General features: G+C 46.4%; 14 protein-coding genes. 8 read left to right on the top strand and 6 right to left on the bottom strand.

The window, feature by feature from the left end:
* Positions 1-173: 173 nt before the first annotated feature.
* The 3 genes from AACV78_RS16635 (at position 174) to AACV78_RS16625 (ending at position 3148) form a co-directional block, all read left to right on the top strand.
* A complete protein-coding gene (locus AACV78_RS16635; protein WP_194010143.1) occupies positions 174-1655 on the top strand; it encodes a M16 family metallopeptidase in 1482 nt (493 codons plus the stop codon).
* 266 nt (positions 1656-1921) lie between these two features.
* Positions 1922-2464 (top strand): hypothetical protein, encoded by a 543-nt coding sequence (locus tag AACV78_RS16630; protein WP_194010127.1) that lies wholly within the window; start codon positions 1922-1924, stop codon positions 2462-2464.
* Positions 2465-2482: 18 nt separating this feature from the next.
* Positions 2483-3148 carry a class I SAM-dependent methyltransferase gene (locus tag AACV78_RS16625; protein ID WP_339383691.1) on the top strand — a complete coding sequence of 222 codons (666 nt, stop codon included), beginning with the start codon at positions 2483-2485 and terminating at the stop codon, positions 3146-3148.
* 119 nt (positions 3149-3267) lie between these two features.
* Here AACV78_RS16625 and AACV78_RS16620 read toward each other — a convergent pair whose 3' ends face one another.
* From AACV78_RS16620 to AACV78_RS16610, 3 genes are all read right to left on the bottom strand, one after another.
* Positions 3268-4014 (bottom strand): Uma2 family endonuclease, encoded by a 747-nt coding sequence (locus AACV78_RS16620; RefSeq protein ID WP_194010125.1) that lies wholly within the window; start codon positions 4012-4014, stop codon positions 3268-3270.
* Positions 4015-4200: 186 nt separating this feature from the next.
* Positions 4201-5592, bottom strand: coding sequence for an asparagine--tRNA ligase (gene asnS, locus AACV78_RS16615; RefSeq protein WP_194010124.1), 1392 nt, complete (start codon positions 5590-5592; stop codon positions 4201-4203).
* A 109-nt stretch (positions 5593-5701) separates the two neighbouring features.
* A complete protein-coding gene (locus tag AACV78_RS16610) occupies positions 5702-6067 on the bottom strand; it encodes a sll0565 family protein (RefSeq protein WP_194010123.1) in 366 nt (121 codons plus the stop codon).
* A gap of 116 nt (positions 6068-6183) precedes the next feature.
* Between AACV78_RS16610 and AACV78_RS16605 the strand changes: the two genes are divergently transcribed.
* Positions 6184-6459, top strand: a complete 276-nt coding sequence (locus AACV78_RS16605; protein ID WP_194010122.1) for a DUF6439 family protein — start codon at positions 6184-6186, stop codon at positions 6457-6459.
* Between the two features lie 249 nt (positions 6460-6708).
* On the opposite strand, the gene AACV78_RS16600 is transcribed toward AACV78_RS16605, so the two are convergent.
* Entirely contained in the window at positions 6709-7197 is a 489-nt protein-coding gene (locus tag AACV78_RS16600; RefSeq protein WP_194010121.1) for an ATP-binding protein, read from the bottom strand.
* A 677-nt stretch (positions 7198-7874) separates the two neighbouring features.
* Here AACV78_RS16600 and AACV78_RS16595 point away from each other — a divergent pair.
* Positions 7875-8768: an alpha/beta fold hydrolase gene (locus AACV78_RS16595; protein ID WP_194010120.1), complete on the top strand. Its 894-nt coding sequence runs from the start codon at positions 7875-7877 to the stop codon at positions 8766-8768.
* A gap of 217 nt (positions 8769-8985) precedes the next feature.
* On the top strand, positions 8986-9192 hold the full coding sequence (locus AACV78_RS16590) for a hypothetical protein (protein ID WP_194074314.1): 207 nt from the start codon (positions 8986-8988) through the stop codon (positions 9190-9192).
* Positions 9193-9197: 5 nt separating this feature from the next.
* Here the strand turns inward: AACV78_RS16590 and AACV78_RS16585 are convergent, their stop codons facing one another.
* The gene (locus AACV78_RS16585) at positions 9198-9452 is read right to left on the bottom strand and encodes a hypothetical protein (protein ID WP_194010145.1); all 255 of its coding nucleotides are present in this window, start codon (positions 9450-9452) and stop codon (positions 9198-9200) included.
* Complete coding sequence (locus tag AACV78_RS16580; RefSeq protein ID WP_194010118.1) at positions 9418-11103, bottom strand: transglutaminase-like domain-containing protein; 1686 nt, start codon at positions 11101-11103, stop codon at positions 9418-9420. The genes AACV78_RS16585 and AACV78_RS16580 overlap by 35 nt, the downstream gene beginning before the upstream one ends.
* A 422-nt stretch (positions 11104-11525) precedes the next feature.
* Between AACV78_RS16580 and AACV78_RS16575 the strand changes: the two genes are divergently transcribed.
* The gene (locus AACV78_RS16575) at positions 11526-12386 is read left to right on the top strand and encodes a DUF928 domain-containing protein (protein WP_194010117.1); all 861 of its coding nucleotides are present in this window, start codon (positions 11526-11528) and stop codon (positions 12384-12386) included.
* A 203-nt stretch (positions 12387-12589) separates the two neighbouring features.
* Positions 12590-14680 carry a ShlB/FhaC/HecB family hemolysin secretion/activation protein gene (locus AACV78_RS16570; RefSeq protein WP_194074313.1) on the top strand — a complete coding sequence of 697 codons (2091 nt, stop codon included), beginning with the start codon at positions 12590-12592 and terminating at the stop codon, positions 14678-14680.
* The last annotated feature ends 72 nt before the right edge of the window (positions 14681-14752 follow it).

Genomic DNA, 14752 nt, shown 5'->3' with positions numbered 1-14752 from the left:
GAATTTCAAATCAGCGAGGCAGAGCCTCTAGATATCGGTTCCCAGGCAGAGCCAGGGAACCAGTTAAACCAGTTAAAAAGGTAAAAAGCACTCGTTTTCAGGCTCTGCCTGGAAATGCAGATGCCGACGCTCTACCTCGTCGAATTGTCAACAGATTAAAATTAGGAGAAAGAATGACAAGGACTAAATTGAAACTAAAAAAAGTAAAGTTATTTCTGCTATCACTTTGCATTTTTACTGTTTCATTGGGCACGTTTAATTTGTTACCTTCCTTCGCGGCAGGGCCAAAACACTATGACGAATTAACATTCCCGGCGGTACCAGAAATTAAACTGCCTAAATACACTCGCTTCGAGCTAAAAAATGGCATCCGAGTTTATCTGATGGAAGACAGGGAACTCCCGTTAGTCGGGGGAACGGCGCTATTTCGCACGGGCGATCGCTTTGAACCTGCGGATAAAATTGGACTGGGAGGTTTGACAGGAGAAGTGATGCGAACTGGCGGCACGGGCCGGCATACGGCTGATGAATTAAATCAGTTGCTAGAACAGCAAGCGGCTGCGGTAGAAACGGGGGTTGATGTTGCTTCTGGTAGCGCTAATTTTAGTGCTTTAGCTGAAGATTTGGAATCGGTGTTTGACTTGTTTGCGGAGGTGATTCAAGAGCCAATTTTTGAACAGGAAAAGTTGGATTTAGCGAAGAATCAAACTCAAGGTGCGATCGCCCGCCGCAATGACGATCCTAACGATATTACCGGGCGCGAGTTTGAAAAGTTAATTTATGGCGATCGCAGTCCCTACGCCCGCACGGTAGAATACAAAACCCTCGCAAATATTTCTCGCGACGATTTGGTGAGTTTCTACCAGAAGTATTTCCACCCCAAGAATATGATTTTGGGTATTTCTGGTGACTTTGATACTGCTAAAATGCGATCGCTCGTGGAGCAAAAATTCGGGAATTGGCAACCGACTCAAAATGCAGAAGTGCCAGCGCTACCAACGGTATCGCCCGCAAAGGAGGGCGGTGTATTTTTTGTAAACCAGCCGCAATTGAGTCAAAGTTACGTGCAGATGGGACATTTGGGCGGAATGCTCAACAGTCCAGATTACGGTGCTTTGGACGTGATGAATGGGGTTTTGAACGGTTTTGGCGGGCGTTTGTTCAATAATGTGCGATCGCGCCAAGGTTTAGCTTACACAGTTTACGCCGCTTGGAGTCCGAGATATGACTATCCGGGGGTGTTTGTCGCTGGTGGCCAAACGCGATCGGACGCGACAGTACCGTTTATCAAGGCAATTCGCGCAGAGATCGATCGTATCCGCACCGAACCAATTACCGCCGAAGAATTAGCTTTTGCTAAAGATTCCACCCTCAATTCTTTCATCTTCAAATTTGAAAATCCCAGTCAAACTTTGTCGAGACTAATGCGCTACGAATACTACGGTTATCCCGAAGATTTCATTTTTAGCTACCGCCGCAGCATCGAAGCAGCCACAATTGCCGACGTGCAGCGCGTAGCCAAGACTTACTTGAAACCGGAAAATTTGGTAACATTAGTAGTGGGAAATACTGCGGCAATTCAACCGCCACTATCGAGTTTGGGAACGGCGGTAAAAGTGCAATCTGTTGATATCACAATTCCGTCCGCGACTTAATCGATGATTCCTGTGACGCACCAGACTATTGTGTGGTGTGTCACTGTGAGATTGTGAATCTAATTTGTAATATCAATTGCGGTTGCACTCATACATGATGTTAAATGTTAACAGTTAACTGTTAGCTGTTAAATGTTAAATGTTAGCTGTTAGCTGTTAGCTGTTAGCTGTTAGCTGTTAGCTGTTAACTGTTAATTTACTATTCCGATGCTAACGAATTTGATATAAGTTTTCGAGTGCGAACCTTACGGCTAATGAATAATATAATGAATATCAACACGCAAGAGCAATTCGAGTTAATTTTAGGTTCTAGTATAGAAAATCAAGAATTTATCAGATTAACTTTAGGAAAGTATAGAGGAGGAGAAGACGGTTTAACTAAAATTATTGTGAGAATTGTAGAATTAAAAGCAAGCATAAAGCTTTCTTTTACCTATAGTTACAAAACTAAGGAAACAGTCAAAAATTACCCAATCGAAGAGGGATTAGATTTAATCAAAACCCTGATTGGCAGTGAATTTATGAGTATTAGATTATTCTCGATCGAGCAAGATGTTCAACTTGAATATGGGAAAAAGAAACACCCTAAAATTAATTTTATTAAGCCCACTTTTACCAATCCTGTTGATACGACTCCGCAGCAACACGACCGCAGGAAGAAACGGTATATTGAATCAGAAAATAATGTATACCTCAGAGCATTAGGCATTACCAATAGTCAAGGTAATGTCGTAAGAACGATGGAAGATAAGTTCAGACAGATAAATAAGTTTGTGGAAATCATACATGGCTTAGTTGAATCATCATAATTAGCAGAAAAAAGTCATATTTCTGTAGTTGACATGGGTTCAGGCAAGGGATACTTAACCTTCGCAATATATGATTTTCTGAACAATATTTTAGACAAGGAAGCATCGGTTATTGGTATAGAAAGCAGAATACATTTAGTAGATTTTTGTAACTCTGTTGCCCAATCAGTTAATTTTGAAAGGTTACATTTTAACCAAGGAAACATCAGTAACTATAGCGCCGAAAAATCAGACATAACTATCGCACTTCATGCCTGCGATACTGCAACAGATGATGCAATTTATAAAGGGATACAGTCTGATTCTTCTTTGATCATCCTAGCACCATGCTGCCACAAGCAAGTTAGGAAACAAATTCATCCGAATATGGTTTTGAAGGATCTCCTAAAGTCTGGTATTTTGCTGGAGAGGCAATCGGAAATAGTGACTGATGGATTGAGAGCGCTTTTACTTGAATTGTCGGGCTATAAGACTAAGGTTTTTGAGTTTATAGCTGCTGAACATACGAGTAAGAATATAATGATTGTGGGAATTAAAAGCAATCACAGTATCAATAAGGAGCAGATTATTGGACAAATCAAAGAAATTAAAAAACTTTATGGAATAAACTTTCACTATTTAGAGACTTTACTATTTCCCCACTTCTTTCTTTCCCCCGATCTGGCCGATATAATTAATGCTTAGTTGGTAAGCGATCGCGCTATAATACCAATTTGAACCCGATCGCATTCAAGCAGTAATCCTGGGTTTGAAGCGCCCTATAGTCAATTTGGATTGAGTAGCGATTTGCCCGATCGCCCGATTCATGTCACCCGATCGATATCAACACCCAACTCCCGCAACTTAGCCGCCCATAAATCCGCCCGCTGACGTTCCTGTTGGGCCCGCAACCGTTCATATTCCGCCTGTTCCGAACTCCACAGCAGCAAATTTCCAGCTTCATCCCACCAGCGCAGCCAATTCATAGTTTGGCCCAGCCGTTCCCCCGACCAAATCCCCAGCCACAAATCAAACTCTGGAATCCGCACCCGTCCTGACGCATCAGCAGCCTGCGTTTCATAGGCTCCATTGAGCAAATACCGCACTTCCAGCTTGGGTTCGTAGGGGTCGTAAGTCACATAGGTCGGCACTCGCAGAATCTGTTCGTAGAAGTAGAGCTTGCCGTAGGGAGGAGTCGATCGCACGGACAATTCGCTGTAATCTTCATTAGACAAAAACTCCATCACCACCGATACCGGCGCACCCTCCAGATTCGGCGTGTAACTGCGGCGAATCGTGCCCTCTGCAACTCCATGCACTTGCGGCACGAAAAACCAATCCGGTGCTTTGACGACAGTCTGCTTATTTACCGTCGCTACCAGTCCAAAATGGGAACCGATCGGGGCGATCTGTTCAATGCGTCCAGCGGCACCCAGAGCATCGGTGAGAGCAGCAGCAAGCGGCGGTTGTTGAATATTTTCCACAGGATCGTCCGGTAAAACAAAGTCGGCCCGTAGGGCTTCCCAAGTGACATTTGGTGTTGTGGAACTTGATAAGATTTGAAGAACCATTAACTCATACCATTTGAGATTTTAGATTTGAGATGGGAAAAGAAGACGCTTGCGGTTGAAACCGCGTCTATACAGACCAAACCCGCCTCTGCGGGTTAAAGAACACGCTGGAAGATTATGTTATTGTCTTCAGTCCGCAGAGGCGGACTTTGTTTTTGTAGGTGCGGTTTCAACCGCCGTCTGCATCTAAAAATCAATAGTCAAAGGCGCTCTCGGAAACGGAATTACATCCCGAATATTCCCCATTCCCGTCATGAATTGCACCAACCTCTCAAACCCCAAACCAAAGCCAGCGTGAGGAACAGTACCGTAGCGGCGCAAATCCAAATACCACCACAACTCCTCCTTATTCATACCCTGCGCTTCCATGCGCCGCTCCAACACATCCAGCCGTTCTTCCCGCTGCGAACCGCCGATAATTTCCCCAATATTCGGAGCCAAAACATCCATAGCTCGCACGGTTTTCTCGTCTTCATTTAAACGCATATAAAATGCTTTAATCCCGACCGGATAATCGCTGACAATTGTCGGCTTCTTAAACAAATCCTCAGCCAAATAGCGCTCGTGTTCCGACTGCAAATCTAAGCCCCAGCTTACGGGAAAATCAAATTTTTTGTCGGCTTTTTCCAAAAGTGCGATCGCCTCCGTGTAAGTAATCCGCTCAAACTGATTGTTAATAATATTTTCAGCCGCAGCCAAAACCGTCTTGTCAATCCGTTCGTTGAAAAACTCCATATCCTCCGGGCAATGCTCCAAAACGTAATTAAAGATATACTTTAAAAACGCCTCAGCCAAATCCATATCACCCTGCAAATCGCAGAAAGCCATCTCCGGTTCAATCATCCAAAACTCAGCCAAATGTCGCGAAGTATTAGAATTTTCCGCTCTAAAAGTCGGGCCAAAAGTATAAACATTGCCGAAAGCCATCGCCATAACTTCCGCTTCCAACTGGCCGCTAACTGTTAAATAAGCGCGCTTTCCAAAAAAGTCCTTCGCATAATCAACCTCTTGCGAATCCGTGCGCGGCACATTCTTTAAATCAAAGTTGGTAACAGCGAACATTTCCCCCGCACCTTCGCAGTCGCTAGCAGCAAGAATCGGAGTGTGAACCCACAAAAATCCGCGTTCCTGAAAAAATTGATGTACCGCCGCCGAACAAGCATTGCGGACTCTAAAAACAGCGCCGTGGGTGTTTGTGCGCGGCCGCAAATGGGCGATTGTCCGCAAAAACTCCAATGAATGGCGCTTTTTTTGCAGCGGATAAGTTTGCGGGTCTGCTTCGCCGTAAACTTGTACTTGCGAAGCTTTTAATTCAATTCGCTGTCCTTTCGCCGGTGACGCTACCAACACGCCCGACACCTCTAAAGATGCACCTGTATTAAGTTGTTTGAGTATATTTTCAAAATCCGGCAAATCAGCATTGATGACTACCTGCAAATTAGCCATCGCCGAACCGTCGTTAACTTCCACAAAGGCGAATTCTTTCAATTCGCGCTTAGTACGAACCCAACCTTGAACAGTGACAGTTTCGCCCGGTTCACCACCGCGCAAAATTGCTGCAATTCGTTGACTTGTCATAATATCCACTCCTGTTTATTTAATATTTTGCACCAAAATTCTCTCTTTTCTCTTCCTCTGCGCCCTCTGCGCCCTCTGCGGTAAAAAAAATCATAAATCCCAACATAATTCAACCCGCGTAGGATTTCAAAATCCAACCGATCAAAATGCCGAGTCCCCCAAAGCGAACTGCTTGCCAAAAAGGTTGTTTTATGCTTCCCCAAGAAAACAGGCTGCTTTCTAAATTTAACTCGATCGTTTCCAATTCTTGCTCAATTTCCCGCAATTCTTGCTTGAGTTGCGGCAATGGATTTTGGCGCAGAGACTGGCGCACGTCTTCGCGCCGGTGCCCGAGTTCGTCTTGGCGCTGTCGATCGACCTGAATTTGAGTGTAACGCTCTTTGACGGCTGCGAGCGATCGCTCCACTGCTGCGAGCGCCTGCACAAACTCGTTTTCTTGCTCTTTTTGATTTAACTCTGACGGCTGTTGAGGCATTTCGATCTGCAAACCTGACGAGAATAAAAAACCGATTCCCAATTAAATTGTTATTATTATGTGCAGTTATTTAAAAAATTTCAGAAACCCTAGCCAAATCCCTATAATTGCCACCTATGCTTGAAACCGCACAAACAACCCAAACTGTCAACCTCAACGAGCTTAGCACGGTAGAACTAGCTCAAGCTCTAGCAGCGCGCCTCGCCATCTCCGAAAAAGATTGGCACCGCCTCAAAGCCAACCGTTCTGCGCGCGCGGGCGAGCAAGCTGCGGCCGCTTTGGTATTTTTGCTCAAAAAACAGCCAGAAGAAGCTCTCCCACGCTTACAACAAGCTGCAGGATGGCTGGATCGATCGATCTCTGCTCCTCCCTGTCCCACCCACGGCAAATAATTGTGAGTCGCTGAGTCTTGAGGTGAACAGCGGATTTGTTGCTAAAAAATTAGACGATCGCGCCGCTCGATCGAGCAGCGCGATTGCGAGTTAAAAAAGATTTTATACTTTTCTAACTCAAAACTCAAATTTTGCATTATCATCTAGTATCAATAGCCAGATAATCCAAATTTTCAATCCCTGGTTCAGCGGGGAAACGAAAAAATTTGCCAGTCTAGCCGAACCTAAAACTGCTGCAAAACATCATTTCTAGTGCAAGCGAGGCAGCCGGTAGCGACTGGAAACTTCTTTGCACAGCCGTAACTCTGTACCTTGAGAATTCCACTCTACCCGATCGAATATTTGGTAAAGAATAAACAGTCCCCTACCACATTCTTGTTCCACATGGGGGAGTGCAGAGTTATCTGCAACATCCTCTGCTATGAGACTGTCAAAATTATCGGTATCAAGATCGCAACCGCAAGGAGTTTTAAAGCCAGCACCTTCATCCGATATCACCCACCAGTATTGGTTTTGGACGATCGAAAAACGGACTCCAACTGTTTTACTGGGGTCTAACTTGTTTCCATGCTTAGCCGCATTTACCAAAGCTTCTTGAAGCCCTAACCGCAATTCCGCTTGCCACCGCTGTGGAACCTCTGCTAGGAGCAGATCCAAAACAGGACAAAGGTAGAGGGTAGAAGCGAAGCTAATCGTAATCCAATTGCGTCCGGTCGGACGGGTTGAAATAGCAATCACTCAGAAAACTCCCTAACTTTCAGGTGGATGAACTTCACACCCTGCATAAGTTGGCTCCCTAGTATTCAAAATGCTAATTAATTGAGCTGCGCCACTCTATTTCTATCTTAGAGTATTTAGGCATTTAAGCAAAGCAAACAACGTCACAAAATATTCTGCGATTCTCAGAAACGAATAGCGGCAACCCTCAGTAATTTTACTTATCAGTTTCACTTGCACCAGATTTTTGATGTCGGGGCGAGGCAACTCACGGGCGATCGCCGCGACATCTCCCAAGCCGTAAACAGTCGCGGCACGAAACGATCCCCATATATAAATAATGGAAACTATCTATTAAAACATGGATCCCTATAACCATCGCCGATCGCGCCAGACTCTCTCGCCCCACAGAGCGATCTGGCCGCTTTAGGGCACGAACATCATACCTAGGTGTGTTGCCATCAAGACCTGATCTATTCCTCCAATGCCGGTCGGCGCAAAAAAATCGCACGGCTGTAGTCTTGATTAAATCAATATTTGTTACAAAACTTATGGCAAATGAGTGAGATTGCCCGCGATCGCCCAACCGGCCAAAATTGACAAATCCTTTGCTGGCGAATCTCATGCGCGTTTACCGAACTTTATAAATCTGAACGTCGCGATACAATAGTTAAAGTAAATAATTATTTCTTTACATTATGCAAACCACCCCAACCATCACCACAGCCCCTATAGCCGGCACTTACTGGCAGTGGCGGGGGCATTCAGTATACTACGTCCGATCCGGCGATCGGCATCCCGAACGCCCTCCCCTGCTGTTAATTCACGGTTTTGGCGCGTCCACAGACCATTGGCGCAAAAATATCAGCGGCCTGAGCAAAGACTTTGAAGTCTGGGCGATCGACCTGATCGGATTTGGACGATCGGCAAAACCCGAAATTCAGTACAGCGGCGACCTCTGGCGCGACCAACTCCACGACTTCATCACCAACGTCATCGGCCGGCCCGCCGTCCTAGCCGGCAACTCCCTCGGAGGCTACGCCGCCTTGTGTGTCGCCGCCCAGCGTCCCGAATCAGCCGCCGGACTCATCTTAATCAACAGCGCCGGCCCCTTCAGCGAACCCCAACCCGCACCCGAAGCCCCGCCCGTGCAAAAAGCTATATCTGTGGTAGCTAAAACCTTATTCCAGCAAGATTGGGCAAGTTTTCTGCTGTTCCAGTACGCGCGCCAGCGATCGACAATTCGGAAAACCCTAGAAAAAGTGTATCTCGACCAAAGCGCCGTCACAGACCAATTAGTAGAAGAAATTTACCTTCCCTCCTGCGATCCCGGTGCCCCCAAAGTATTCGCCTCCGTATTCCGAACGCCCCAAGGCGAAAAAATCGACCTATTGCTGAGTCAATTAACCTCTCCGCTGCTGATGCTGTGGGGAGAAGGCGATCCGTGGATGAATTCTGCAGACAGAAGCGCCAAATTTCGCCAACACTATCCGCAGTTGACAGAACACTTTATCAAAGCCGGTCACTGTCCCCACGACGAAGTACCAGAACAGGTAAACGAACTGATTCGCGGATGGATAATTAACCAATAGTCGATCGGCGTCAACTCTGTTAATCTCCGTTAATCTGCGGTCAAAATACCTCATACCATTTTTCTTTCATATGTGCTATAGATGAACTCTTAGCCCCCCCGAAATCGCGGGGGGGTTGGGGGGGGTAATATCTAGCGCTACTTTATGAAATTGGTATCAACCAAAAAACAAGACGACCTATTGGGGTCGTCTTATTTTATTTAATAAAAAATGCAATTTGTCAATAGCAAACAGCGACTATTTTTTCCGTTTAGCCTTATCTAACCGCCTGCGATCGCGCCACTCAACCGAAGTCAAATATGCAACCCCGCCAGTGACAGTCACCAGCAGTACAAAGGCCACTAAAACGAGAAAATTAGCAATAGAAAATTCCACAACCCCTCCTGCTTGGCTTAGATTTGAGATTATGTGCGATCGCACATAATTTAATCAAATTGGCTTGTAACGAGGAATATAAGTCCTCATCAAACTCTGCAGACTCGCATTCCTCACTACAAACCTGATAACCGTTATTGTACCGGACGTGTTTTGAATTGGGCGAGAAGGAGAGGGGGAGGTCAGAAAAATCCTCCCTCTTCCTTCTTCCCTCTTCCTTCTTCCTTCTTCCTTCTTCCCTCTTCCTTCTTCCCTCTTCCTTCTTCCTTCTTCCTTAAAACAACTCTTCCAAAATTGTAAACCGGACATGATTAATTGCCAAAGTCCCCACGGAAACATCCTCCTTCTTCAGAGGAACGCCCCCGCTGGTGAGACTTTGAAACCGAATTCCCTTGCCAATTTCTACGTGGTACCAAGCTAAGCCCATAAAAAATCTCAAAGGATAAGGGCCTCTGTCTTGAATATCATCGGGATTAGATTCCATCGGTACCCAGCCAAAGCCCGGAATGTAAAACTCCAGCCAAACATGATTGAAATCTGGTTCCAGCGGCACACCTTTTCTGTCAGCAAAAGCCGGACACTTGTAACGCCCAATTGTGCGGCAAGCAATCCCGTTTAACCTTGCCAAAGCCAACAACAACCCTACGTACTCGCCACAAGAACCGATGCCGCGCCGCAGTACAATATCGGGTGTGTCTATGTGAGGCCTGATCCCGTAAGAAAGTTGGTCGTAAACAAAATTGCGAATGCTCAACAATTGCCTGAGAATGTTAGTTTCTGTGCCAATTGAGGCCACCGCAGCCGATCGCACAATCTCCGTATCCATCGCCAAATTATCATTATCCACCAAATACTTAGCTTCAAACTCCGGCGACAGTTTTGGAATTTTTTCCACATCCCGAGGCGACAATTGATACTTAATCGATCGCACTTCCAACAAAGCCTTCCAGCCAAAAATTCGCCGTTCCCCCTTCATCAGGCGATCGAACTTAAACACCGCCACCCGTTCTCCTTCCTGAATTTCCTCAGTAAAAGGCATCCCGACTGGCGTAATTTTCCTCACCTTTTGCCGGTGAGTGTCCGAAGGTAAAGCAATCCGCCACTCCAAATTGTCGATTTCTACCTCATCCAGAGGAGACAGTTCCTCCACATAGGACATTTCTATCAAAAAACCGTTTGACAAAGCGTAGCATTCTGCCTCATTGTAGTGAAAATACAAAGGGTGAATAAAAGTGCGATCGCGCTTCGTCAACTGAAAAGGATCTTCCGAATTCGGGTCATCCCGGATATAAAGCTCATCCCCCGCGTAAGCCACGTAGAGAACCTCTTCACCGGTCTGGGAATCCTTGTGAAAAGCCAAACCCGAAGGATATTCAAAGGGAGTCAAAATGCTAAATTTAATTTCTCCTGTGGCCCGTTCCAAACAGTAAACAGTTTGCTCGGTTTTGTCGCAAATCCAAATTTCCTCATCCCGGATTGTGATATTTTCTACTCCGATACCGGGAGCAAAAAATCGAGTAATTTCCCGACCAGTTTTCCCGTCAAAAACCAGAATATAGCCCAATCTCTGGCAAGTCACGTAAAGCGTAGATTGCCAAATAGCAATCCCGTCAACTGGATAAGAAAGGGAAACAAAATGTTCCGGTTTGAGTTGTGCGATCGCCCCATCGCGAATTGCACCCGGACAGCAACAAATATCCTGACCTCGCGCAAACCAGAGAGTATCTTCCCAAATAGCCAGCCCGGTTGCGCCCGCAAACTTAACTGTTTGATAAGGATTCAAAACAGTAGTGTTGTCAGTTTCTCGATCGATCTCCAATAGCAGCCCTTCGGCGCGATCGACAGCGAACAACCGATTTCCCAAAAAAGCAATGCCGTGCAGTGCAGATACACCGATCGGTCTGACCATTCGCAGCCCCGAAGGCTGTTTGTCCGAGATAACTGGTGAATCGAGGTTCATGCTAAATTTCTTGCCGGTATTGTACAGAAAACTTGACTTTTGACTTGTAGCCGATCGCTTGAGATCCACCGGTCTTCATTACCGAGATTCCCGGTCTCCAAAACTAACGCATCAACCGGGTTTGTTTACGAAAATACAGGTTTTAGCCTGTCGCCGCAGTTAAAAAACCCGGAATATTAGTCATTGTCAAAATTGGGTGTAACAAGGTCAACCCAACTTGCTGCTGTGAATTGAAGTAAGTATAACTACTAAACTACCACTGAAAAACGCTACACAGAATTCCCATTCGATCGAAGCAGCAAAACTAATCGTATCTGGCTGAAGATATAAATTAAGTACAACAGATTACTATATCCGCCAAAACCTTGGGTAGAATAAAAATGTGCATCGAGTTCTTAGGTTCATCAGAAGGCAGGTTCATCATGGCTTGGAAGTCTGCTCTCAATACCAGCGCCCTTTCCTTAATTCTGTCTTTACAGGCAGTTGGCACCGGTAGTTTCTTTATACCAGCCGAGGCGATCGACAGCCCCGCAAAAAGCGTCCACCGCTCCTCAACACCGCAGCTACCCCTCAACTTACAAACAGCTCAACCCCCCGGACAGACGGGAAACAGAACCAACAGCAAGCAACCCGGAGCCGCTTGGAATAACTTTCAACCGCCGGAACAGGGAGTACCCGGAAGGCGGGAAGGGGGAGGAACCAGGGGCTTAGTCTGCCCCACTCCGATCACAGCCTTGATTCCCCAATCAACTATGGGGCAAACCATATCAGGAAAGCCGACATTTTTCTACTACATTCCCGCAGCCGTTGACAAAACAGTTCAGTTTGAGTTAGCAGACGAAAGGGACAAAACAGTATACAAAAAAAGTTTTCGGATGGTAACTAGCCGTGGCGGTATCGTTAGTGTCAGCCTCGGCTCCGACGGCAACGCGCCAGCCTTGGAAGTGGGAAAAAACTATCAATGGTACTTTACTATCAAATGTAGCCCGCAAAGCTATACAGATGATGTTCTCGTGTCCGGGTGGATCAACCGCACCGCACTCGCCCCAACAGTGAAAACACAGTTGGATCGATCGCCCGACAGTCGCGCCAAGCTCAGCATCTTCGCCCAACAAGGTCTCTGGTACGAGTACCTGGCAACTCTAGCTCAACTGCGCCTAGAGTCTCCCAGCGATAGCAGTTTAGCCACCAAGTGGTCAGAAGTGTTGAGATCGGTCGAACTCGGCAAAATCGCCCAAGCACCATTAGTCGCCAGTGAGTTAACACCCATAACCAAAAAATAATTCTATTTGTGCGCGGCGTACCAAAAACCCGGTTTCGAGGGCGGTATCTGCCAGCGCCACAGATGATTTTGGGGTGTTGGGGGTTTGTTTGTCGATCGTCCTGAATAAATTCAAATTTTTGTGCTCGCGAGCATTTCTGCTTCGCTTGCCTCTTGAAAGCCGGACTGTTCAAATTTTTATAGTAAAATTGCGCCCAATACTAAATGGTAAACTTGCAGAGTCAAGCAGAAGACAAACTTATTTTACAAAAAACATTAATTATGCGCCCGAGAGCAAATATTGCAATATTTCGGTTGGGAATTTCACTTCTAACAGCGCTCCCTATCGCTTGCTTTTATACCAATAAAGCTATATCCCAAACAAATGATATTTCTCAGTTTTCGGCCGCTGACAACTCAGCAAATACGGACAACGAAGCATTAGCACTCCAAAAACTGGAAATCCAACAAGATGAAACTGCAACAAACTTAAATCAACTCCCCGATTTTCCCGAAAGCAGCCCGATCGAGAATCAGCCCGATCGCTGTTCTACAATTAATCAAACAGATTGTGATACGCGACTGTCGCCCGAAGCCAAAAATTTCGCAGACAGCCAGCCAAAATGTCATAACCCCCTAGATTGCAATGTTGTAGCCCAAAACCAACCCCAGACACCTCCAAACCTGCCACCGCCCCCGACTCAACCCGATCCAAATCGCGATCGATTTCTGCAACCAGCCCCGCAGCCTTCCCCACAACCTCCCCAAACACCACCAACAGTTGCGCCCCAACCCCCGTCACCAGTTCCGCAGCCGCTGCCGAATACGATAATTCAGGTGCAGAAAATTGAAGTAATTGACAGCACCATATTAAGTGAAGACGAAATTAACGCCTTAATCAAGCCGTTTGAGGGCCGTTATGCCACCCTAGAACAGATCCAACAAATCGCCGACAAAATTACCGAAATTTACCTCAGTCGCGGGTACATCACTTCCAGAGCCATCTTGCCGCCCCAAACTATCACCGCTGGGGTAGTCAAAATTCAAGTGATCGAAGGCAAGCTAGCCCGAATTGAGGTAGAAGGAAATAAAAGAGTGCATAAAAGTTACATCCGCAGCCGAATTCGACTCGGTGCCGGAATACCTTTAAGCACATCTTCATTGGAAAACCAACTCCGGCTGCTGCGAGTCGATCCTTTATTCGACAATGTAGAAGCCAGCCTGCGGGCTGGAGATAATGCAGCCGAGAGCATTCTGATCGTCAGAGTTACCGAAGCTAATCCGTTTCAATCTAGTTTCAGCTTTGACAATTACTCGCCTCCGAGCGTCGGTTCCGAAAGATTGGGGGTGAGTGTGCGGCACCGCAATATCACAGGAAATGGCGACGAACTGGCGGCGGCTTATTACCGATCGCTAGGCGATTCAGACTTGTTCGATTTCAGCTACCGCATCCCGCTAAATGCCATGAACGGCACTTTGCAACTGAGGGCGGCACCGAACCGCAACAGTATTGTACAAGCACCTTTTGACGCTTTTGATATTTCAGGAAAATCGCATTTATTTGAATTAAGTTACCGCCAGCCGCTGCTGAGAACGCCGATCGAAGAATTTGCCCTGTCTGCCGGTGTTACTTATCAGACAAGCAGAACTTTTCTCGCCGGCGAACCGTTTCCTTTTGGCATCGGCCCGGACTCCAAGGGTGTCAGCACTACCACTGCAATTAAGCTGGGACAGGACTACATTCGGCGCGACCCGCAGGGTGCTTGGGCCTTGCGATCGCAATTTACGATCGGCACTAGCTTGTTTGATGCTACTCAAAACGAAGGTTCTGTCCCTGACGGACAATTTTTGAGTTGGCTTGGTCAAGTGCAGCGAGTACAGCGATTGAACGACAAACATTTATTAATTTTGCAATCAGATTTACAGTTGTCTGCTAATAGTTTGTTACCTTCCCAGCAATTTGTAATTGGTGGCGGACAATCTTTGCGCGGCTACCGCCAAAATGCCCGTTCTGGCGATAACGGCTTCCGAGTGTCTGTCGAGGATCGGATTGCTTTGCAGCGCGATGCTTCGGGAAATCCCAAACTTCAATTAGCGCCTTTTTTGGATGCGGGTACGGTGTGGAATAATCCCAACAATCCTAATAAATTAACGAATCAGAGATTTTTAGGTGGTGTGGGTTTGGGGGTAATTTGGCAACCGATACCGCAGGTGAACCTGCGCGTAGATTACGCTTTTCCTTTGGTGAGAATTAGCGATAAAGGCGACAATTTGCAAGATAACGGCATTTACTTCAACCTAATTTATACGCCATAAGGAGAGGGGGAGAATGGGAGAGGGGGAGAATGGGAGAGGGGGAGAATGGGAGAATGGGAGAATGGGAGAGGG

The sequence above is a fragment of the Tychonema sp. LEGE 07196 genome (genome assembly GCF_963890365.1).
In the GTDB taxonomy this organism is placed as follows: Bacteria; Cyanobacteriota; Cyanobacteriia; order Cyanobacteriales; family Microcoleaceae; genus Microcoleus.
This window is presented reverse-complemented; position numbering and strand designations above follow the sequence as displayed.